The organism is Ruegeria alba (assembly GCF_022321465.1).
GTDB lineage: Bacteria > Pseudomonadota > Alphaproteobacteria > Rhodobacterales > Rhodobacteraceae > Ruegeria_B > Ruegeria_B alba.
Map to the genome: position 1 here is coordinate 56633 of NZ_JAKOEM010000016.1, position 20068 is coordinate 76700.

Annotated in this window: 23 protein-coding genes; 4 read left to right on the forward strand and 19 right to left on the reverse strand. The window is 63.1% G+C overall.

The features are described from left to right. Positions 1-5 precede the first annotated feature (5 nt). Positions 6-734 (reverse strand): SDR family NAD(P)-dependent oxidoreductase, encoded by a 729-nt coding sequence (locus MB818_RS15980; RefSeq protein WP_234140558.1) that lies wholly within the window; start codon positions 732-734, stop codon positions 6-8. A 115-nt stretch (positions 735-849) separates the two neighbouring features. On the opposite strand from MB818_RS15980, the gene argB reads away from it, so the two are divergent. From argB to MB818_RS16000, 4 genes are read left to right on the forward strand one after another with little or no spacing between them, the layout of a single operon-like run. After that, positions 850-1713 carry an acetylglutamate kinase gene (gene argB, locus MB818_RS15985; RefSeq protein WP_238905726.1) on the forward strand — a complete coding sequence of 288 codons (864 nt, stop codon included), beginning with the start codon at positions 850-852 and terminating at the stop codon, positions 1711-1713. A gap of 57 nt (positions 1714-1770) precedes the next feature. Beyond that, complete coding sequence (locus tag MB818_RS15990; RefSeq protein WP_238905727.1) at positions 1771-2565, forward strand: sterol desaturase family protein; 795 nt, start codon at positions 1771-1773, stop codon at positions 2563-2565. Beyond that, positions 2502-3197 (forward strand): ferredoxin, encoded by a 696-nt coding sequence (locus MB818_RS15995; protein ID WP_369426335.1) that lies wholly within the window; start codon positions 2502-2504, stop codon positions 3195-3197. Before MB818_RS15990 ends, MB818_RS15995 begins: the two co-directional genes overlap by 64 nt. After that, positions 3194-3691 (forward strand): SixA phosphatase family protein, encoded by a 498-nt coding sequence (locus MB818_RS16000; RefSeq protein WP_238905729.1) that lies wholly within the window; start codon positions 3194-3196, stop codon positions 3689-3691. The genes MB818_RS15995 and MB818_RS16000 overlap by 4 nt, the downstream gene beginning before the upstream one ends. A 48-nt stretch (positions 3692-3739) precedes the next feature. Here MB818_RS16000 and MB818_RS16005 read toward each other — a convergent pair whose 3' ends face one another. The 18 genes from MB818_RS16005 to MB818_RS16090 form a co-directional block, all read right to left on the reverse strand. Further along, positions 3740-4531, reverse strand: a complete 792-nt coding sequence (locus tag MB818_RS16005; protein ID WP_275671098.1) for an amino acid ABC transporter ATP-binding protein — start codon at positions 4529-4531, stop codon at positions 3740-3742. 10 nt (positions 4532-4541) lie between these two features. Then, positions 4542-5855, reverse strand: a complete 1314-nt coding sequence (locus MB818_RS16010; protein ID WP_238905730.1) for an amino acid ABC transporter permease — start codon at positions 5853-5855, stop codon at positions 4542-4544. Position 5856: 1 nt separating this feature from the next. Beyond that, positions 5857-7125: an amino acid ABC transporter permease gene (locus MB818_RS16015; RefSeq protein ID WP_238905732.1), complete on the reverse strand. Its 1269-nt coding sequence runs from the start codon at positions 7123-7125 to the stop codon at positions 5857-5859. A gap of 134 nt (positions 7126-7259) precedes the next feature. Then, positions 7260-8276, reverse strand: a complete 1017-nt coding sequence (locus tag MB818_RS16020; protein ID WP_234140545.1) for an amino acid ABC transporter substrate-binding protein — start codon at positions 8274-8276, stop codon at positions 7260-7262. 195 nt (positions 8277-8471) lie between these two features. Then, positions 8472-9179: an ATP12 family chaperone protein gene (locus MB818_RS16025; protein ID WP_234217465.1), complete on the reverse strand. Its 708-nt coding sequence runs from the start codon at positions 9177-9179 to the stop codon at positions 8472-8474. A gap of 5 nt (positions 9180-9184) precedes the next feature. Beyond that, a complete protein-coding gene (locus MB818_RS16030; RefSeq protein WP_238905734.1) occupies positions 9185-9856 on the reverse strand; it encodes an HAD-IA family hydrolase in 672 nt (223 codons plus the stop codon). After that, the gene (locus tag MB818_RS16035) at positions 9853-10896 is read right to left on the reverse strand and encodes an RluA family pseudouridine synthase (protein ID WP_234140538.1); all 1044 of its coding nucleotides are present in this window, start codon (positions 10894-10896) and stop codon (positions 9853-9855) included. Before MB818_RS16035 ends, MB818_RS16030 begins: the two co-directional genes overlap by 4 nt. Positions 10897-11058: 162 nt before the next feature. Next, a complete protein-coding gene (locus MB818_RS16040) occupies positions 11059-12375 on the reverse strand; it encodes a replication-associated recombination protein A (RefSeq protein ID WP_234142743.1) in 1317 nt (438 codons plus the stop codon). 3 nt (positions 12376-12378) lie between these two features. Continuing rightward, entirely contained in the window at positions 12379-13761 is a 1383-nt protein-coding gene (locus MB818_RS16045; RefSeq protein WP_234140533.1) for a trypsin-like peptidase domain-containing protein, read from the reverse strand. A gap of 63 nt (positions 13762-13824) precedes the next feature. Then, the gene (locus MB818_RS16050; RefSeq protein WP_234140532.1) at positions 13825-14232 is read right to left on the reverse strand and encodes a hypothetical protein; all 408 of its coding nucleotides are present in this window, start codon (positions 14230-14232) and stop codon (positions 13825-13827) included. 105 nt (positions 14233-14337) lie between these two features. Beyond that, positions 14338-14760 carry a 50S ribosomal protein L17 gene (gene rplQ / locus MB818_RS16055; protein WP_011046271.1) on the reverse strand — a complete coding sequence of 141 codons (423 nt, stop codon included), beginning with the start codon at positions 14758-14760 and terminating at the stop codon, positions 14338-14340. A gap of 135 nt (positions 14761-14895) precedes the next feature. Next, positions 14896-15912, reverse strand: coding sequence for a DNA-directed RNA polymerase subunit alpha (locus MB818_RS16060; protein WP_234140529.1), 1017 nt, complete (start codon positions 15910-15912; stop codon positions 14896-14898). A gap of 116 nt (positions 15913-16028) precedes the next feature. After that, positions 16029-16421, reverse strand: coding sequence for a 30S ribosomal protein S11 (gene rpsK, locus MB818_RS16065; protein WP_011046269.1), 393 nt, complete (start codon positions 16419-16421; stop codon positions 16029-16031). 14 nt (positions 16422-16435) lie between these two features. Then, positions 16436-16804, reverse strand: coding sequence for a 30S ribosomal protein S13 (gene rpsM, locus MB818_RS16070; protein ID WP_234140526.1), 369 nt, complete (start codon positions 16802-16804; stop codon positions 16436-16438). 202 nt (positions 16805-17006) lie between these two features. Continuing rightward, entirely contained in the window at positions 17007-17648 is a 642-nt protein-coding gene (locus MB818_RS16075) for an adenylate kinase (RefSeq protein ID WP_234140524.1), read from the reverse strand. Further along, positions 17645-19012: a preprotein translocase subunit SecY gene (secY, locus tag MB818_RS16080; RefSeq protein ID WP_011046265.1), complete on the reverse strand. Its 1368-nt coding sequence runs from the start codon at positions 19010-19012 to the stop codon at positions 17645-17647. The genes MB818_RS16075 and secY overlap by 4 nt, the downstream gene beginning before the upstream one ends. Before the next feature lie 112 nt (positions 19013-19124). After that, entirely contained in the window at positions 19125-19598 is a 474-nt protein-coding gene (gene rplO, locus MB818_RS16085) for a 50S ribosomal protein L15 (RefSeq protein WP_234140516.1), read from the reverse strand. Positions 19599-19790: 192 nt separating this feature from the next. Then, on the reverse strand, positions 19791-20006 hold the full coding sequence (locus MB818_RS16090) for a DUF1127 domain-containing protein (protein WP_234142737.1): 216 nt from the start codon (positions 20004-20006) through the stop codon (positions 19791-19793). Positions 20007-20068: the final 62 nt, after the last annotated feature.

A 20068-nucleotide genomic window follows, 5' to 3' on the forward strand; every position in this document is an offset into this window, starting at 1 on the left:
CGAGGTCAAACGTGCTGCGCGCCGTTCACCTCGATCTCGGTCCCCGAGATGTAAGAGCTTTCCTGCGAGCAGAGGAAATAGATCGCGGCGGCCACCTCGCTGGGCTGACCCAGCCGTTGCAACGGAAGCTTTTCGACGATCTTGTCGGTGCCGGGGCTGAGGATCGAGGTTTCGACCTCACCCGGAGCAATCGCGTTCACCCGAACGCCCAAAGGCCCGAAATCATGCGCCATCTCGCGCGTCAACGCCGCCAGCGCCGCCTTTGAGGTGGCATAGGCCGCCCCGGCGAACGGATGCACCCGTGACCCGGCGATCGAGGTCACGTTGACCACCGACCCCTTGGCCGCGGCCAGTTCATCCTTCAGCGAGCGGGCCAGCACCACGGGGGCAAAGAAGTTGACGTGGAACACATGACCCCAATCGGACAGATCGGTGCTGAGCGTGCTCAGTCGTTCGCCATTGGGGCCCTTGGGCGAGATGCCAGCATTGTTCACCAACGCATCCAGCCGCCCGTCCAGCTTGGCCCGGATGGTCTCGGCCCCGGCGATGGTGGCCTGCGGGTCGCTCAGGTCGATCTGGACATGGTTGTTCTCGCCGCTGCTCCACGGACAGCCTGGCGGTACCGGCTCGCGCGAACAGGTGATGACCCGCCAGCCTTCGGCCACGAATCGGCGCACGGTTGCGTGGCCTATTCCCCGGCTGGCACCTGTCAGGACAAGGGTCTTGCGCGTCATGATCCGGCCTCGCGTCTGATTTCGGGCGGAGCCTATCACAGCGCGGCATCTTGGCAACGCCCCTTGGCAGAGGGGCGCAAAACCCCTAACACAAGGCCCCAAAGGAACCCTTGCCATGAAGACACGAGACATGAATCGCGACTGGATTGCCACCGCTGCCACGCTGAACGCGGCCTTGCCGTATCTTCAACGCTATGATGATGCGATCGTTGTCATCAAGCTGGGCGGACACGCCATGGGCAGCGACGAGGGCATGGAGAGCTTTGCGCGGGATGTCGTGTTGTTGCGGCAGGTGGGTGTAAACCCGGTTGTGGTACATGGCGGCGGGCCGATGATCAACGCCATGCTGGACAAGCTGGGCATCCAGTCCGACTTCGTGAATGGCAAGCGGGTCACCGATGCCGCCACGGTCGAAGTGGTCGAAATGGTGCTGTCGGGCGTGGTCAACAAGCGGATCGTGCAGGCGATCAACCGCCAGGGCGGCAAGGCGGTGGGCCTGTCCGGAAAGGACGCCAACCTGATGGTCTGCGATCAGACCGATCCCGATCTGGGCTTTGTCGGCACGCCTTCCGAGATGAATCCGGACCTGCTGCGCAACCTGTTTGCCCATGACATCATCCCGGTGATTGCGCCCCTGGGCGCGGGCCGGAATGGCGAGACGTTCAACATCAACGGCGATACCGCCGCCGGTGCGATTGCGGGCGCCCTCAAGGCTGACCGGCTCTTGCTGCTGACCGATGTATCCGGTGTCAAGAACGGCGCGGGCGAAGTGTTGACGGAGCTGAAAGCAGCCCAAATCCGCGAGATGGTGGCCGATGGCACTATCGCGGGCGGAATGATCCCCAAGACGGAAACCGCGCTGGATGCGCTTGAAAAGGGCGTGCGCGCTGTTGTCATCCTGGACGGCCGCGCACCCAACGCGGTGCTGCTGGAGCTTTATACCGAGCATGGCGCGGGTTCGCTGATCCGCCGCGACTGACGCAATCGTCAGTCTGACGGGCTTGCCTATTTCATTTACATGCCGAATTGTGAATGAATGGAAAACGAAAGCCTGATCCGGCTGGCGGTGTTTGTCGGCCTTTTTGTCCTGTTCGCACTTGCCGAGCGGCTGGCCCCGCGCCGGATGGTTCATCCACGGCGCCCGCGACGCTGGTTGACCAACCTGACAATATCGGTGCTGAACACCGCGACCCTGCGCGCCCTGGCGGTGGGCCTGCCGCTGCTGGCGGTGGGTGCGGCGCTGGACGCCAGCGCGCAGGGCTGGGGCCTGTTCAACCATCTGGGCTGGCCCGGCTGGATCGAGGCGCTACTGGCCGTTCTTATCCTAGACTTCGCCATCTGGGGCCAACATCTGATCACCCACAAGATACCGCTGCTGTGGCGGCTGCACAGGGTGCATCACGCCGATACCGATATCGACGTCACCACCGCGATCCGGTTTCACCCGGTTGAAATCGCGCTGTCGATGCTGCTCAAGATCGGCCTTGTCTATCTGCTGGGTCCTTCGGCGCTGGCGGTGGTCCTGTTCGAGATCCTGTTGAACGGCACCGCGCTGTTCAATCACTCGAACCTTCGCTTGCCGCTTGCGCTCGACGCGGTGTTGCGCAAGGTTCTGGTGACCCCCGACATGCACCGGGTGCACCATTCCGTGCTGCGCGAGGAACATGACAGCAATTACGGCTTTGCCTTGTCGATCTGGGACCGGATGATGGGAACCTATGTTGCACAACCCGCCAAGGGCCATGACCAGATGACCATCGGGCTGGCATGGCAGGACGACCGGCCCGCGCGGCTGGGATGGAGCCTGCTGCTGCCGTTTCGCCGCCGATGACGCTGGAGCGGATTACGGCAGAGGCCGCCGCCTCGGCCCTGATTGTCATGGGGGCGCTCAATCCGGCCGATCAGGCGGGCACTGTCGTTCTGCTTGGCACCGGTCCCGGCTTCTGGTCCGTCTTCAGCGCGGCGCCTGAATATGCCGATGGCCAGCGTGACCCGGTCGACCGCTGGTCGAAACGGGTGATCGGGGTGATGGCCGCCAATCTGGGTGCGAATACCGCCTATCCTTCGGACGGGCCGCCCTATCCGCCCTTCATCGCCTGGGCATTGGCCTCGGGCCGGTTTCATACCAGCCCGGTTGGCATGATGGTGCATGACCAGGTCGGTCTGATGATCTCGCTGCGCGGTGCGCTGCTGCTGCCAGAGCGGACCTGCCTGCCTGTGGCCAACGCCCCATCGCCCTGCGACAGCTGCGCCGCGCCCTGTACCCGGGCCTGCCCGGTTGGTGCGCTTGCGGCAGATCAGGCCTATGATGTCGATGCCTGCCGCGGATATCTGGACACCGCCGCTGGGTCTGCTTGTATGGGGTCAGGCTGTGCCGCCCGACTCGCCTGCCCGCTCAGCGCTGGCGCGGCGCGTGATCCGGCGCAGTCCGCATTGCACATGAAGGCTTTTTTGCGCAGATGACCCGCATTCTGATCCTGACCCGCCACGCCAAATCCGCCTGGGACGATATCAGCCTTGGCGACCACGACCGCACCCTCAACAAGCGTGGCAGGCGGTCGGCGCAGGCGATCGGGGCCTGGTTGCGCCAGCATGGCTATCTGCCGGATCAGGTGATCAGTTCGGACGCCGTCCGCACCCGCGAGACCTGGACCGAGATGGGGCTGGGCGGCTGTGAACCTGAATTCACCCGCGCGCTCTATCTGGCCCAGCCAGAGCAGCTCCTTTCCAGCCTCAGACAGGCCAGCGGGCGGGTGGTGCTGTTGCTGGGGCACAACCCCGGTATCGCCGAGTTCGCAGGCCAGATCGTCGATGAGGCACCCGCCCATGCCCGTTTCTTCGACTATCCGACCGGTGCAACCACGGTGATCGAGTTTGCCACCGACGATTGGGCGGAGATCGGCTGGCACAAGGGCGAGGTGCTGGATTTCATCGTTCCACGAGAGCTGACGGATTGAAAAAGGGCGGGGAAATCCCCGCCCTTTCCGTGTCATTACAGGCCCTGTTCAGTGACCTAGGATCTGGCTCAGGAACAGCTTGGTCCGCTCGCTCTGCGGATTGTTGAAGAACTCTTCCGGCTCGTTCTGTTCCACGATCTGGCCCGCATCCATAAAGATGACGCGGTTGGCGACCTGGCGGGCAAAGCCCATCTCGTGCGTCACGCAGAGCATGGTCATGCCTTCCTCGGCCAGCTCGATCATGGTGTCGAGCACTTCCTTGATCATCTCGGGGTCCAGCGCCGAGGTCGGTTCGTCGAACAGCATGATCCGGGGCCGCATGCACAGCGAGCGGGCAATCGCCACGCGCTGCTGCTGGCCGCCCGAAAGTTGACCCGGATACTTCAGGGCCTGTTCGGGGATCTTGACCTTTTCCAGGAAATGCATCGCGGTTTCCTCGGCCTCTTTCCGGGGCGTCTTGCGCACCCAGATCGGGGCCAGCGTGCAGTTCTCCAGAATGGTCAGATGCGGAAACAGGTTGAAGTGCTGGAACACCATCCCGACCTCGGACCGGATCTTGTCGATGTTCTTGAGGTCATTCGACAACTCGGTGCCATCCACCACGATCTTGCCCTGCTGGTGTTCCTCCAGCGCGTTCAGGCAGCGGATCAGGGTCGACTTGCCCGAACCCGAAGGCCCGGCGATGACGATCCGTTCCCCCTGATTGACGGTCAGGTTGATGTCGCGCAGCACGTGGAAGGCCCCGTACCACTTGTTCATGTTGGTGATTTCGATGGCGACCTCGTCGCTCACCTGCATTTTCGAACGGTCGATTTCACGATCGATTGCGAGTTCAGACATTGGGCCCTCCTTAACGATGGCCAGTGTGGAGCTTACGCTCCAGATACATGGAATAGCGGGACATGCCGAAGCAGAAGACAAAGAACAGCAGGGCGATGAAGCCGTAGAGTTCCCAGACGACGCCGTTCCAGTTGGCGTCCGCACGAATGGCGTTCGACAGACCCAGCGGATCGAGAAGCCCGATGATCGAGACCAGCGTGGTGTCCTTGAACACCCCGATGAAGGTCGACACGATACCCGGGATCGAGATCTTGAGCGCCTGTGGCATGATGATCAGGCGCTGCGCCTGCCAGTAGTTGAGGCCAAGCGAATCCGCCCCCTCATACTGGCCCTTGGGCAGCGCGGCCAGACCGCCGCGGATCACCTCGGCCATATAGGCCGCGGCGAACAGCGTCACCATGATCAGCACCCGCAGGATGATGTCGAAATTCGTGCCGGGCGGCATGAAGATGTTCAGCAGGGTCGAGGCCACGAACAGCAGCGTGATCAGCGGCACACCCCGAATGAACTCGATAAAGCCCACGCAGATGTATTTGACGATCATCAGGTCCGACTGACGGCCCAGCGCCAGAACGATGCCCAGCGGCAGCGAACAGGCAATGGCGACGACGCCGATGGTGATCGACAGCATGAAGCCACCGAACTTGCGGCTTTCGACCGCCTCGATGCCGATCGGCAGGATGGAATCCAGCGCGCCGACAAAATAGCCGGACAGAACAAGCCACCAGACCAACGCCGCCGCAGCGCCAAGAAGAATGCCCATCAGGCTGCTCATCGTCTTGCTGAGCGCCGAATAGACCACCCAACCAATGACAAAACCACCCAGCGCCGCGACCGGCCCCCAGATGGTGCCGCCCCACAGAAGCCAGGGGAAGATGAACGGATAGAGACCCGAGAAGATCAGCATCTTCGAAGGCACCTTATCCGCGAACAGGACCGGGGCCAGGGCCACGGCCAGCAGGACAAAGGCAAGGATCGGGCGCCAATACAGCTCGGACGGGTAGAACCCGAACAAAAGCTGGATCCAGCGCTCGCGAATGACGCCCCAGCAGGCACCCGATGTGCCGTGATCGCCGACCGAACCGGCGGCGGTCAGGATCTCGCGACAGTTGTTGAGCGAGGTCCCGTTCCAAGTGGGCGAGAATACCCAAGGCAAGATCGCCGCGAGAACCGCATAGATCGCGTAGAGTGACGCCAGCGTCAGAATGCTGTTGAACCAGTTCGAGAACAGGTTGGCGCGTGCCCAGCCCAGCGCGCCGACGGTCGAGGCCGGCGGTTCGCGCTCGGGGAGCATTTCGGTGCGGACAAATCCGATGGCAGACATCTCAACGCTCCTTCAGTTTGACGGATTCATTGTACCAGTTCATCACCGCCGAAATGGACAGCGAGATGGTCAGGTACACCAGCATCAAGAGCAGGATCGTCTCCAGCTCGCGCCCGGTCTGGTTCATGGTGATACCGCCCAGCGTGCCGGTGATATCCATGTAACCCACGGCGATCGCCAGCGACGAGTTCTTGGTGAGGTTGAGATAGTTCGAGATCAGCGGCGGAATGATCACCCGCAGCGCCTGCGGCAGGATCACCAGCGACATGATCTTGTTCGCGCGCAGCCCCAGGGCCGAGGCGGCCTCGGTCTGACCCTTGGAGATGGCCAGGATACCGGCGCGCACGATCTCGGCGATGAAGGCGGCGGTATAAAGTGACAGCGCCAGCCAGAGCGCGATCAGCGAGTTCCGCAAATGGGTACCGCCCTGGAAGTTGAAGCCCTTGAGCTCGGGATAGCCAAAATGGAAGCCCAGCAGCACCAGCACCAGCCCGGTCGGGATCACCACCACGGCCAGACGCTGCCACCAGGTCACCGGACGGTCGCCGGTCTGTTCCTGGATGCGGTCCGCCCGCTTGCGCAGGAAGTTCGCCACCCACAGGCCGCCGCCAAGCACGATCAGGATCAGCATCAGATCAAGGCTGATATCAAACCGCAGGCTGCTTTCGCCGAACAGGTGGATATTGCCCAGACTGTTGGAAAACAGCGCTTCGGGGATATAGACGCCGCGATTGGTCACGGCCACGCTGTCGCCAAGCATCATGCTGGCAGTGGCATTGTCGCCCCGGAACGCCCGTGGCGCCGGCAGGGTTTCGATCAGGATCGCCATGATGAACACGATCCACAGCAGGACCGGAACGTTGCGGAACCCTTCGACATAAATCGTCATCAGCCGCGCGACGATCCAGTTGTTGGACAGGCGCAGCACACCGATGATCACACCCAGTATCGTGGCTGTGATACAGCCCAATACCGCCACGACCAGCGTGTTAAGCAGACCGATGAAGGCCGCCCGCAGGTGCGTGTCGCGCGAGGAATAATCCAACAGCCGCTGGTTGATGTCATAGCTGGCCGGTTCGCTGAAAAATCCGAAATCAATGGGCTTGCCCAAGGCGGCCAGGTTTTGCGCGGTATTGCTTATGAGCCATGCTGCCAGCAGCATGAAGCATATCATCGCAATGACCTGGATTGTGGCCGACCGGTACCGCGTATCATAAAGGAGCATGGACAGCCGGAACTGCTCCTTCGGCGGGTCAGTGAGAGTCGTCATGACCTATGTATATCCCCGTGAGGTCCTGGCTTGTCTCTCTCCGGCGAGGTTTCTCCCCGCTCCCACCAGCCAGGCACTTTGTATTCATGGATGCAAAAAGGGCGCAGGTTGCCCTGCGCCCCTTCGCTGTTTTGTTAACGGAACGGCGGCGAGTACAGCAGGCCGCCGTCGGTCCACTGTGCGTTCAGGCCGCGTGCCAGACCGATCGGGGTGCTTTCACCGATGTTCTGAGCAAACACTTCGCCATAGTTGCCGCCCACCTTGATGGCGCGCTTGGCCCACTCGGCGTCCAGACCCAGCATCTCGCCCAGGGTACCTTCGGTGCCCAGGATACGGTTGATTTCCGGGTTGTTGGTGCCGGCCGACATTTCGTCGATATTGGCCGAGGTGATGCCCATCTCTTCAGCCGAGACCAGCGCGTTCAGGGTCCAGCGGACCACATCGCCCCACTCGTGGTCGCCATGGCGAACCAGCGGGCCGAGCGGCTCTTTCGAGATGATTTCGGGCAGCAGAACGTGGTCACCCGGGTTCTCGAAGGTGGCGCGGGTTGCGGCCAGACCCGAGGCGTCGGTGGTGTAGACGTCACAGGCGCCGGCCAGATACTGCTGCTGCGCTTCGGCGTTGGTTTCGATCGGAACCGGCTCGTAGCTGATGTTGTTGGCGCGGAAGAAATCCGCGAGGTTCAGCTCGGTGGTGGTGCCGGTCTGGATGCAGACGGTGGCGCCATCAAGTTCCTTTGCCGAGCTGACGCCCAGCGATTTCGGAACCATGAAGCCCTGACCGTCATAGTAGTTCACGCCGACGAATTCGAACTTCAGGTCCACATCGCGCGAGAAGGTCCAGGTGGTGTTACGGGCCAGCATGTCGACTTCGCCCGATGCCAGCGCGGTGAAACGGGTCTTGCCGGTGGTCGGCACGAATTCAACCGCGTTGCCGTCACCCAGCACGGCCGCAGCAACGGCACGGCACAGGGCCACGTCAAAACCTTTCCACTCCCCATTCGAATCCGGTGCTGCAAAGCCAACAAGACCGGTGGTCACACCGCAGTTCAGCTTGCCGCGCGCCTTGACGTCGTCCATGGTGCCCGCCGCAGCAACGCCAGCGGCCATCCCGGCGACCGTGAGAGCGCCCAAAAATACGGATTTCTTCATTTTTACCTCTTCCTGATTTTCCACCCCTGTCCCGGGGCGGTTCGACCGGCACACGTTGGCGCCGGAGCGGATCGCGAAGGGGTTAACCCTTCGATGGGCAGGAGTTTGGGCGCAATATCCGACAAAGGTCAAGGCTTCTATGTCGCTTTCCGCCCCATATCCGTTGAGGTTTTCGTCAGTCTGACGGAATCAGTCTCATGTCGAGATATCGTAGACCGCCTTGGCATGCAGAAAGGCCACGCGTTTCAACGCGGCCAGCGCGCGCGCTTCTTCATCGGGACCCCATTGTTCCTCTTGCCAGGTCTCGTCGAGGCGTGAAATCTGCCAGATTTCGTCAGCTTCGCGCCAATTCAGCGCCGCAGCAAAGCCAAGCACCAGCGAACCGGACAGGCTGACCAGATCGTGAAAAGCCGCCAGTTGGAACGGGTTCAGCGCGTGGACCTGCCGTGTCAGCGTTTCGATCGCCGAAGCAGGTTGTGCTTGGTGCATCACTCCTTGTACCGGCAACAGCCGCGCGCCCAGGGTTTCCGCGGCCCAATCCAGCACCGGGTCCCAGGAAAGCGCCTGTCGTTCCGTCAATTCGGCAGGGCTATCCGCCCGATAACACAACAGATCCGAATCGCCATAGGCCGCCAGCATGTCGGCCACTTCGCCATGCTGAATGCGCACCTTGTCGATGGCCGCGTTGGCAGTGCGGGTATAGGGCATGCTGGTCGGATCGACCTCTTTCTCCTGAGCATCCCATTCCGCGGCAATCGCCTCGGCCAAAGCCCGTGTCGGCAGCAGCAGCGGCTCCTTGGCCGGGGTGCGCACCTGGCGACCATCCAGTTCCACCGTATAGCCCTCGGCCATTTCTGCCACGGCCGCCTGTTTCCAGAAGCGTTTCGGTTTCCAGTCGCTCATATCTTTCACATCCAGATCTGTGTCAGTGCCGGGGGCAACTGCGTAAAGTCGTCGATGATACAGCTGGCCCGGTCCAGCGCATGGGGCGGGTGATAGCCCCAGCTGACCCCGATCCCCGCGACCCCGGCCGCGGCCGCCATCTCCATGTCATACGAGGTATCGCCAATCATCACAGCGCCCCCCGGCGCCGTCCCGGTTTCGGCCAATGCGGTCTCGATCATCGACGGATGCGGTTTCGACGGGTGATGATCGGCCACCTGCCGGGTGACAAAGATGCATTCCAGCCCATGCACCTCGATCAAGGCATCAAGCCCGCGCTTGGATTTGCCCGTCGCCACGCCCAACAGGTAATGTGGCACGGCATGCAACTGTTCCAGCATCTCGCGCGCACCGGGATAGAGCGGCGAATGCGCCTCACCCAGCGCCAGCCGGGTCGCGTGATAGGATTGCTTGTAGGCCTCGACCAACCGCGCCTGTGTGGTCTCGCTCTGCCCCGGTGCCAGCCGCGCCATCGCCTGCGGCAGGGACAGACCAACAATAGACAGGATATCGGCACGCGCGGGCACCGGCAGCGACAATGCGTCGAATGCGGCGGTCATCGACCCGACGATGGCCGCCTGACTGTCGACCAGCGTCCCGTCCACATCGAAGAGGATCAGGTGCAGCGGCTGGATCACATCAGCTCCTCGAACGGATCCTCCGCCGCCAGATCCTCGGTCCAACCGAACGTGTCCCAGCTCTCGCGCATGTGATCTGGCAAGGGCGCGGTAAAACTGACCTGCTTGCGGGTCGAGGGGTGCTCGAAGCTCAGCCGCCGCGCATGCAGGTGCAGTTTCTTGCTGATGATACCGCCCAGTTGCGCGCCCCATCCATCGCCCAGATTCTCTTGCCCCGAGCCGCCATATTTGCCGTCACCGATGATCGGATGCCCGATCCCGGCCATATGTGCGCGCAGCTGGTGGGTGCGGCCGGTGACCGGCTCCATCGCCACCCAGGACGCCCGCCCCGCCACCCGGTAGAGCGTGGCGTAATAGGTATGGGCCCGCTTGGCACCGGGCGTGTCGTCGATCTCGCTCAGATGCACCACGTTCATCTTCTCGCCCTCGCCCCGGGCGCCATGCCCACCGGCCTTGACCAGACCGGTCTTGATCTCGCCCAGATAGGGCGTCGGCACCCCGGCCACCAGCGCCCAATAGATCTTGCGCGTGTTGCGGTGGCGAAAGGCGGCGGTCAGACGCGCCGCCGCCTCGCGCGTGCGCGCCAGCACCAGAACACCCGAGGTGTCCTTGTCCAGCCGGTGCACCAGGCGCGGGTTCTCGTCATTGCCAAAGCGCAGCGCCTCGGACAGGCCATCCACATGGCGTGTCTGGCCGCTGCCGCCTTGCACCGCCAGCCCGGCGGGCTTGTTCAGCACGATGATATCATCGTCGCGATACAGGACACAGGCACGGATCATCTTTGCATCGGCATCCGAGACGCGCGATTTCACCGGTTCAGGCCGTTCGCCGGGTGCGGGCAGCGGCGGGATACGGACCTGCTGACCAACCTCGAGCCGGGTCGCGGGCTTGGCCCGTGCGCCGTCGACGCGCAGCTCGCCCTTGCGGCACATCTTCTCGATGCGCCCCTGCCCCACATGCGGGAACATCCGGCGAAACCAGCGGTCAAGCCGCTGGTCGCCGTCCCCCTCACCCACGGTGATCATCTGTACGCCGCTCATGCCAGCAACCCGTGCGCGGGGCGGTTTCCGGCCCGCCGCACCCCTCGTTGAAGATCGAAAGAAAACATCGCCGTCTCTCACCCGCACGCGCCCGAGAGTCAAGGGACCAAGGGCAGTCCGCGGGCGCGGGCGGGTGGGTGGGGCGGCCGCGGACTGCCCGCCCTATCCCTGTTCGCGCTGCGCCCGCAGGCGTGCAAAATAATCGAGCCGCTTTTTCAACTCGCGCTCAAAGCCGCGTTCGACCGGCTGATAAAGCTGCGGGCGCTCCATCCCGTCGGGAAAGTAATTCTGGCCTGAAAACCCGTCCTCGGCGTCGTGGTCATAGGCATAGCCCGCGCCATAGCCCTGATCCTTCATCAACCCGGTGGGCGCGTTGAGGATATGTTTGGGTGGCGGCGCTGAACCCGATTGCTTGGCCAGCCGCATCGCCGCCTTGTAGCCCACATAGGCCCCGTTCGATTTCGGGGCCAGCGCCAGATAGACAATCGCCTGCGCCAGCGCCAGTTCTCCCTCGGGGCTGCCCAGTCGCTCGTAAACCTCCCAGGCATGCAGGCAGATCGACTGCGCCTGTGGGTCGGCCAGCCCGATATCCTCGACCGCCATCCGGGTGATCCGACGTGCCAGGTAACGCGGGTCCTCACCCCCCGTCAGCATCCGCGCCAGCCAGTAAAGGGCCGCGTCCGGGTCCGAGCCGCGCACCGATTTGTGCAGCGCCGAGATCAGGTTGTAATGCTCATCCCCGCTCTTGTCGTATTTGGTGGCCCGCCGCATCAGCCGGGCCGCCAGAGCTTCGCGGTCGAGTGGCGCCGCCACTTTCCACGCCGCCACCTGTTCGATCAGGTTGAGCAGCGCGCGCCCGTCGCCATCTGCCATCTCCTGAAGCGCCAGCCGCGCCTCGGGCGTCAGCGGCAATTCGCGGCCCAGTTCGCGCTCGGCCCGTGCGGTCAGATGTTCCAGATCCTCGGCGCTCAGCCTCTCCAGCACCAGCACCTGGGCCCGACTCAAGAGCGCGGCGTTCAGCTCGAACGAGGGGTTTTCGGTCGTGGCCCCCACCAGCAGGATGGTGCCATCCTCCATATGGGGCAGGAACCCGTCCTGCTGCGCCTTGTTGAAGCGGTGGATCTCGTCGACGAACAACAGCGTGCCCTGCCCGTTGCCCCGCCGGATGCGCGCGGCCTCGAACACTTTCTTCAGGTCCGGCACCCCGGTGAAGATCGCGCTGATCTGCACGAAATGCAGATCGGTCTCTTGCGCCAGCAGGCGGGCGATGGTGGTCTTGCCCACACCCGGCGGCCCCCAGAACACGAGACTGGAAAGAGAACCCGAGGCCAGCATGACACCCAGCGGCGCCTCTGGCCCCAGCACCTGCTGCTGCCCGATCACCTCGGACAGGCTCTGCGGCCGCAGCCGGTCGGCCAGGGGCCGGGGTGGCTCACGCTCAGGCGTCGGTTTGGCACCGGTATCGAACAGGTCCGCCATCGCTCAGAGCCGGAACCGCAGCGAGACCCATTGGCCCCGCCGTTGCAGGTCGATCTGCACCCGGCGCCCGGTCTCGGTCAGCGCCCGTTCCACATCGCGCGGGGTTTCAACCGCGTCGCCATTGATCGCGCCCAGCACGTCACCCGGTCGCAACCCCGCCCGCGCGCCATAGGGGCCGGGGTCAAGCACCACGACCCCTCGCGCCGACAACGGCAGGCCAAGGCGCGCGATCACGGCCGGGTTCAGCCGGGCCACGGTCAGGCCGGGCAGTGCGGTACGATCCGTCAGCGTGGTTTCCTGCGCGGGGGGCGTATCGGGCGCCTCGATCAGGGCCACTGTCAGGGTCTCGCGCTGTCCCTGCCGCAGCCGGGTCATCCGCGCCTCGCCACCGATCCCGGCCACCGACATGCGGAACTTCATCTCGGCCGGAGAATTGACCGCCTGTCCATCGACCTCGGTCACCACATCGCCCACGGCAAAGCCCGCCCGCGCCAGCGGGCTGTCGGGATGCAGGTCCGAGATCACCACCCCCTCGGGCAGGCCCAGCCCCAGCGAGTCGGCAATGTCGGCGGTCATCGGCTGACCCGCGATCCCGGCCCAGGGCTGGGCAAAACTGCTGTTGCCCTGCCGGGCCTGACGCAGGAATTCGGCCACCAGATTGGCGGGGATGGCAAAGCCGATCCCGTTCGAGCCGCCCGACCGGCTGAGGATCGAGGTATTGATGCCGATCAGATCGCCATTCACGTCGATCAGCGCCCCGCCCGAATTGCCCGGATTGATCGGCGCATCGGTCTGGATGAAATAGCCTCGCCCGTTGCCGGTGGCCGCCCCGGAACGTGCCAGCCCCGAGACGATGCCGCTGCTGACGGTCTGGCCCACGCCAAACGGGTTGCCAATGGCCAGCGCCAGTTCGCCCACCTCGACATGATCGCTGTCGCGCAGCGCCAGAGACGGCAGATCGCGCGCCTCGTCCAGGCGCAGGATGGCGATATCGCTCTCCTCGTCGCCCAACACCACCTGTGCGGTGAACTCGCGCCGGTCGGTGGTGACCACCCGGATCTCCGAAGCCATGCCGACCACGTGGTAATTGGACACGACATAGCCGTCATCCGACAGGATCACGCCCGATCCCAGCGAGTTCTGAACCCGCGGCTGCGGCGTCCCAAATCCGCGAAAGAAATCGCGAAAGAAGGGGTCGTCAAAGATCGGGCTTTGCCGCCCTGCGGTGATGATGCGGGCATAGATGTTGACCACGGCGGGGGCTGCTTTCTTGACCACCGGGGCAAAGCCCAACCCGATCTCGGCCTGCGAGGTCGGCACCCGGGTTTCCGCCTGAACCGGCGCGGCCAGGACAAACGGCAGACAAAGCAGGATGGCGCGGATCATGGGACCTCCATTTGCAGTCCCCTGCGATATGCGGGGCATGGGCCACAAATGCAAGCCGCGCGCTCAACCCCGGCGGCGCAGGAATTTCAGCCCGGACCAGTCCGCATCAATGGCGCAGACCTTTACATCGACCCAGCCCAGCGGCAGCACCTCGTCGCGCAGCAGGTCCTCGGTGATGCCCGCGTGTTGGGGCGAGGACTTCTTGGCCCAGGACAGCCACAACATGCCGCCTACCCGCAAATGGGCGATCTCGGTCGCGACGGCCTCGGCCAGAAGTTCGGGACCGTGCAGGAAAAGATGCGCCGCATCGGCATCTCGGGCGCCGGGGTCAAAGACGATATCCACCGCCTCGGCCATCAGGTCGGCGTAGTGGGGTGGCGCGTTGACGGCGCGGACGATCCAGCCGGGCTTGAACCCCAGCTTGGCCACCAGCGGTCGACCCGAATAACCCGCAGCAACAGAGTTGGTCATGCTTTCACGGTAGAAGCGCAGTCAAGCCGGGGCAACACACGCCGGAAACGAAAAACCCCGCCCGGTGGACCGGGCGGGGCGCAATCGGGACATGTCCCGGAAAGCTTATTCTTCGGCGGCTGCCTCTTCTTCGGCCAGACGGGCCTTGTCTGCGGCACCCTTGGCATCGACGTCGCGATCGACGAATTCGATGATCGCCATCGGCGCCATGTCGCCATAACGGAAGCCGGCCTTCAGGATGCGGACATAACCGCCCTGACGATCCTTGTAACGCTCTGCCAGAACGTCGAACAGCTTGGCGACGTCCTTGTCCTCTTTCAGCTGTGCTGCGGCCTGACGGCGCGCGTGCAGGTCACCGCGCTTGCCCAGCGTGATCAGCTTTTCGACGATCGGGCGCAGTTCCTTGGCCTTGGGCAGGGTGGTCTTGATCTGTTCGTGCTCGATCAGCGAGCCCGCCATGTTGGCAAACAGGGCCTTGCGGTGTTCGTGGGTGCGGTTGAGGCGGCGGTAACCACGTGCGTGACGCATTTTCTATCTCCTAACTTGCGTTTTGCTTTGTCCGACCGGCGATGCGTGTCACCGGCTCTCCTTGGGGCATTGGCCCTGATGTTCCCCGGCAGGTCCGGGCATTTGCAGGGCGGGCTGTTCGCCCGCCCCTTGTTCTCAGAACGCGTCTTCGAATTTCTTGGCCAGATCTTCGATGTTGTCCGGCGGCCAGTCCTCGACATCCATGCCCAGGTGCAGGCCCATGCCCGACAGCACTTCCTTGATCTCGTTCAGCGACTTGCGGCCGAAGTTCGGGGTGCGCAGCATCTCGGCTTCGGTCTTCTGGATCAGGTCGCCGATATAGACGATATTGTCGTTCTTGAGGCAGTTGGCCGAACGCACCGACAGTTCCAGCTCGTCCACTTTCTTGAGCAGAAGCGGGTTGAACTCCAGACCGTCATCGTCGTCCTGGCGGCCAGCCGATTCCGGCTCGTCGAAGTTGACGAAGATCGACAGCTGGTCCTGAAGGATACGCGCGGCATAGGCCACGGCATCGTCCGGCGAGATCGAACCGTCGGTTTCGATCTTCATGGTCAGCTTGTCATAATCCAGCACCTGGCCCTCGCGGGTGGGCTGCACGTCATAGGCGACCTTCTTGACCGGCGAATAGATCGCGTCGATCGGGATCAGGCCGATGGGCGCGTCTTCGGGGCGGTTCTTGTCGGCCGAGACATAGCCCTTGCCGGTATTCACGGTCAGTTCCATGAACAGGTCGGCACCATCGTCCAGGTGACAGATCACGTGGTCGCGGTTCAGGATCTCGATACCGGCGCTTTCGCTGATGTCACCGGCGGTGACGACAGCCGGGCCCTTGGCATTGATCGACAGGCGCTTGGGCCCTTCGACATCCATGCGCAGCGAGACCTGCTTGAGGTTGAGGATGATGTCGGTGACGTCTTCGCGCACACCGGCGACGCTCGAAAACTCGTGCAGGACGTTGTCGATCTGCACGCTGGTGATGGCCGCGCCTTGCAGCGAGCTCATCAGGATGCGGCGCAGCGCGTTGCCCAGCGTCAGACCGAAACCGCGTTCCAGCGGTTCGGCGATCACGGTCGCCTGGCGTGCCGGATCGTTGCCCGGCTTGACCTCAAGCTGGGTCGGCTTGATCAGTTCTGCCCAGTTCTTGTGGATCATGTAATCCCTCCATTCCTGTTCGCACCCCATGTCCAGCAAGGTGCAAACGCCCGAGGTTTCAAACGGCGTGCTGGGGCCGTGTACCAGACACGGCCCCAGCGTAATTCCTGGGTCGCTTAGACGCGGCGGCGCTTCGGCGGGCGGCAACCGTTGTGGGCGATCGGGGTCACGTCGCGGATCGACGTGATGTTGAAGCCCACGGCAGCCAGAGCGCGCAGAGCCGATTCACGGCCCGAACCGGGGCCCTGAACTTCGACTTCCAGCGTCTTGACGCCATGATCCTGCGCCTTGCGGCCGGCATCTTCGGCAGCCAGCTGTGCGGCGTAGGGGGTCGATTTCCGCGATCCCTTGAAGCCCATCGTGCCAGCCGACGACCACGAGATGGCGTTGCCTTGCACATCCGAGATCAGGATCTTGGTGTTGTTGAACGTCGAGTTCACATGGGCCACGCCCGATGCGATATTCTTGCGTTCTTTTTTCTTCGTGGTGCGGGTCTTATCGCGTGCCATATCTCAACGCCCCCTTATTTCTTCTTGCCGGCAATGGCCTTTGCGGGGCCTTTGCGGGTACGAGCGTTGGTGTGGGTCCGCTGACCGCGAACCGGCAGGTTGCGGCGGTGACGCAGACCGCGATAGCAGCCCAGGTCCATCAGGCGCTTGATGTTCATCTGAACTTCACGACGCAGGTCGCCTTCGACGCTGTAGTTGGCGTCGATATGCTCGCGGATGGCCAGAACCTCGGCATCGCTCAGCTCGTTCACACGACGGGTCGCGTCGATGCCCACGGCTTCGCAAATGGCTTTCGCCGTGGTGTTGCCGATACCGGTGATATAGGTGAGGGCGATGGGTACCCGTTTGGCAGTCGGGATGTTTACGCCGGCAATACGTGCCACGTGTCACTTTCCTTTTCGTTGCGGTTCCGTAGCGCCAGAACCTTTTTTCACAACGCTTGACCATGGCAGTGTCGCCAGTAGATCCAGCATTATTTGAGGTGGTCTTGCGCAAATGGAACGAATCCCGTCCGCGCGGTTGATTCCCCGAGGGGATGGTGGTCGATATGGGCTTTTGAAGGGGCCGTCAAGCCCCTAACCCATGTCAGCCCAGTATCGCCTCGATCGAGGCGGTCACTTCCTTGATATCGGCGAGCCCGTTGACCGGGCGCAGGTCGCCCTTGGCATAGTAATAGCCGATCAAGGGTGACGTTTTCTTGTAATATTCCATCAGCCGGGTGCGCAGGCTGTCCTCGTTGTCGTCGGCACGGCGCTTGAACTCGGTGCTGCCGCAATTGCTGCACTTGCCATCGGCCGGGATCGGTTTGGTGATGTCGTTATAGACCTCGCCACAGCCGCCGCAGGTCGAGCGGGCGGTGATCCGGCTGACCAGCGCCTCGTCATCGACGCGCATTTCGATCACGGTATGCAGCGACTGGCCGTGCTTGGCCAGCAACGCGGCCAGCGCGTCGGCCTGGGCCAGGGTGCGGGGGAACCCGTCGAAGATGAAACCGGCACCTTTCTTGGTGGTCAGTTGCTCCTCGATCAGGCCGATCACGATCTCGTCGGTGACCAGCTTGCCCGCATCCATGATGGCAGCGACCTTCTGGCCCATTTCGGTGCCAGACGTGCGCGCCTCGCGCAGCATGTCACCGGTCGACAGCTGGATCATGCCACGTGTTTCGACCAGATGCCGCGCCTGGGTGCCTTTGCCCGCACCCGGGGGTCCCAACAGAATGATGTTCATCGACGCGCCGGTCCCTTCCTGTTCGTGCGCTTGCGATTCTTGCCGCGAAGCTGCGATTTTTCGATCAGACCTTCGTACTGGTGTGCCAGCAGATGGCTCTGGACCTGTTGGATCGTGTCCATGGTCACCGAGACGATAATCAGCACCGAGGTGCCGCCGAAATAGAACGGCACGTTGAACTGGCCGCGCATGATCTCGGGCAGCAGGCAGACGGCGGCCAGATAGGCCGAGCCCAGCACCAGCACGCGGTTGACCACGTATTCCAGATATTCGGCGGTCTTCTTGCCCGGACGGATACCGGGGACAAAGCCGTTCTGGTTCTTCAGGTTCTGCGCAACGTCATCGGGTTTGAACGAGACGTTGAAGGTGTAGAAATAGGCAAAGAACACGATCATCGACACGAAGAACAGCAGATAGAGCGGCTGTCCGGGGCCGAAATTTGCCAGAAGCCAGGACATCACCGGCCCGTTGGCCGCGCCCGAGGAGAAGGTCGAGATGGTCACCGGCAAGAGCAGCAGCGAGCTTGCGAAGATCGCGGGGATCACGCCTGCGGGGTTGACCTTGACCGGCAGGTGGCTGGAGCCGCCGTCATAGACCTTCATGCCCACCTGACGGCGGGGATACTGGATGTGGATCTTGCGCAGGGCGCGTTCCATGAACACGACGAATGTGATGACCGCGATCACCATCAGGATGATGGCGATGATCACGGCGGGGCTGATCGCGCCCGAACGGCCGCTGGCAAAGAACTGTGCCAGCGCGGCGGGAACCTCGGCAATGATGCCGACAAAGATGATCAGCGAGACGCCGTTGCCGATGCCGCGCGCGGTGATCTGTTCGCCCAGCCACATCAGGAACATGGTGCCACCCACAAGGGTGATCATGGTGGCAAAGCGGAAATACATGCCCGGTTCGGTGGCCAGGTCGCCCGATTCCAGCGAGACCGCAAGGCCATAGGCCTGCACGGTGGCCAGGGCCACGGTGCCGAGACGGGTATACTGGTTGATCTTCTTGCGGCCCTGTTCGCCCTCTTTCTTGAGTTGCTCAAGCGAGGGGACCATGGCGGTCAGCAGCTGAACGATGATCGAGGCCGAGATATAGGGCATGATGCCCAGGGCAAAGATGCCCATCCGCCCAAGCGCGCCGCCGGTGAACATCGACACCATGCCGCCGATGCCCTGCCCCGCCTGTTCCATGAACTCGCGCAGCGCCACACCGTCGATGCCCGGCACGGGAATGAACGTGCCCAGACGATAGACGATGAGAAGCCCCAGCGTGAACAGGATCCGATTGCGCAGGTCCGTGGCCTTGCCCAGGGCGGACCAGCTGGTGTTGGCCGCCATTTGTTCTGCTGCTGATACCATGTTGTATCGGTCTCTCTGATGCAAACGCCGCCCGGAACCGTTTTCCGGCTCGGGCGGCGTTTTGGAAAACTTGGGTGTCTATGTAAGCGGGTCGGCGCCCGCTCACAAGCCGTTACTCTGCCGCAGCAGCGTTTGTGACCTTCAGCGAGCCGCCCGCCTTTTCGACAGCCTCGACAGCCGATTTCGACGCGCCGGTGACTTCGATGTTCAGCTTGGCGTTGAAATCGCCCTTGGCCAGCACGCGAATGCCGTCCAGCTTGCGGCGCACCAGGCCGGATGCGACCAGCGCGTCCTCGGTGATGGCGGCGGCGCCGTCCAGCTTGCCGGCTTCGACGAATTTCTGGATCAGGCCCAGGTTGACCACGGCGAATGCCTTGCGGTTGGGCTTGTTGAAGCCACGCTTGGGCAGACGCTGATAGAGCGGCATCTGGCCGCCTTCATAGCCATTGATGGCCACACCCGAACGGGATTTCTGACCCTTGATACCACGGCCACCCATCTTGCCCTTGCCCGAGCCGGGGCCACGGCCGATGCGCATCCGTTTCTTGGCTGCGCCCGGATTGTCGCTGAGTTCATGCAGTTTCATATCGCTTCTCCGTCGCCGGATGTGACCCACGAAGCGTGACGGGCCAACCTCGGCATTTCTTGCTTGTTGATTCTCGCGGCCTTGCGGCCACCGGGGGCGTATAGACGCTGAAAGCCTGTCATGCAAGCGCCCCGAAATGCAAAACGCCCCCGGATTTCCGAGGGCGGTGCAGCAGTCCGTCAGATGGGCCGATCAGGCACCATAGACGTGAAAGCGGGCGATATCCTCGATATCGCAACGGCGGATGCCGATATCTGCCAGTTCCCGGTTCGACAGGCGGTCCAGCTCGTTGAACGTACGCTTGTAGGCGGCGTTCCGGGCCCAGGTGGCGCGGGTCGATTTCAGGGCGGACAGGACGCGGGCCACCACAGAGGGGGCGCGGTCGGCGGTCACGGTTGCATATGCCATTTTCTCTTACCTCATACGGATGCAGCAGGGCCCTTCCCCACTGCCTGTTTTTCGGGCATTCC

Excerpts from the sequence above, each read along its gene's own strand:
- MB818_RS16000 (WP_238905729.1), top strand. The coding sequence starts at position 3,194 with ATGACCCGCATTCTGATCCTGACCCGCCACGCCAAATCCGCCTGGGAC.
- MB818_RS16075 (WP_234140524.1), bottom strand. The coding sequence starts at position 17,648 with ATGAACATCATTCTGTTGGGACCCCCGGGTGCGGGCAAAGGCACCCAG.
- rplO (WP_234140516.1), bottom strand. The coding sequence starts at position 19,598 with ATGAAACTGCATGAACTCAGCGACAATCCGGGCGCAGCCAAGAAACGG.
- MB818_RS16020 (WP_234140545.1), bottom strand. The coding sequence starts at position 8,276 with ATGAAGAAATCCGTATTTTTGGGCGCTCTCACGGTCGCCGGGATGGCC.
- secY (WP_011046265.1), bottom strand. The coding sequence starts at position 19,012 with ATGGTATCAGCAGCAGAACAAATGGCGGCCAACACCAGCTGGTCCGCC.
- MB818_RS15990 (WP_238905727.1), top strand. The coding sequence starts at position 1,771 with ATGGAAAACGAAAGCCTGATCCGGCTGGCGGTGTTTGTCGGCCTTTTT.
- rpsK (WP_011046269.1), bottom strand. The coding sequence starts at position 16,421 with ATGGCACGCGATAAGACCCGCACCACGAAGAAAAAAGAACGCAAGAAT.
- MB818_RS16005 (WP_275671098.1), bottom strand. The coding sequence starts at position 4,531 with ATGTCTGAACTCGCAATCGATCGTGAAATCGACCGTTCGAAAATGCAG.
- MB818_RS16025 (WP_234217465.1), bottom strand. The coding sequence starts at position 9,179 with ATGAGCGACTGGAAACCGAAACGCTTCTGGAAACAGGCGGCCGTGGCA.
- MB818_RS16050 (WP_234140532.1), bottom strand. The coding sequence starts at position 14,232 with ATGACCAACTCTGTTGCTGCGGGTTATTCGGGTCGACCGCTGGTGGCC.
- MB818_RS16040 (WP_234142743.1), bottom strand. The coding sequence starts at position 12,375 with ATGGCGGACCTGTTCGATACCGGTGCCAAACCGACGCCTGAGCGTGAG.
- argB (WP_238905726.1), top strand. The coding sequence starts at position 850 with ATGAAGACACGAGACATGAATCGCGACTGGATTGCCACCGCTGCCACG.
- MB818_RS15980 (WP_234140558.1), bottom strand. The coding sequence starts at position 734 with ATGACGCGCAAGACCCTTGTCCTGACAGGTGCCAGCCGGGGAATAGGC.
- MB818_RS15995 (WP_369426335.1), top strand. The coding sequence starts at position 2,502 with ATGGCAGGACGACCGGCCCGCGCGGCTGGGATGGAGCCTGCTGCTGCC.
- MB818_RS16035 (WP_234140538.1), bottom strand. The coding sequence starts at position 10,896 with ATGAGCGGCGTACAGATGATCACCGTGGGTGAGGGGGACGGCGACCAG.
- rplQ (WP_011046271.1), bottom strand. The coding sequence starts at position 14,760 with ATGCGTCACGCACGTGGTTACCGCCGCCTCAACCGCACCCACGAACAC.
- MB818_RS16045 (WP_234140533.1), bottom strand. The coding sequence starts at position 13,761 with ATGATCCGCGCCATCCTGCTTTGTCTGCCGTTTGTCCTGGCCGCGCCG.
- MB818_RS16010 (WP_238905730.1), bottom strand. The coding sequence starts at position 5,855 with ATGTCTGCCATCGGATTTGTCCGCACCGAAATGCTCCCCGAGCGCGAA.
- MB818_RS16060 (WP_234140529.1), bottom strand. The coding sequence starts at position 15,912 with ATGATCCACAAGAACTGGGCAGAACTGATCAAGCCGACCCAGCTTGAG.
- MB818_RS16090 (WP_234142737.1), bottom strand. The coding sequence starts at position 20,006 with ATGGCATATGCAACCGTGACCGCCGACCGCGCCCCCTCTGTGGTGGCC.
- MB818_RS16015 (WP_238905732.1), bottom strand. The coding sequence starts at position 7,125 with ATGACGACTCTCACTGACCCGCCGAAGGAGCAGTTCCGGCTGTCCATG.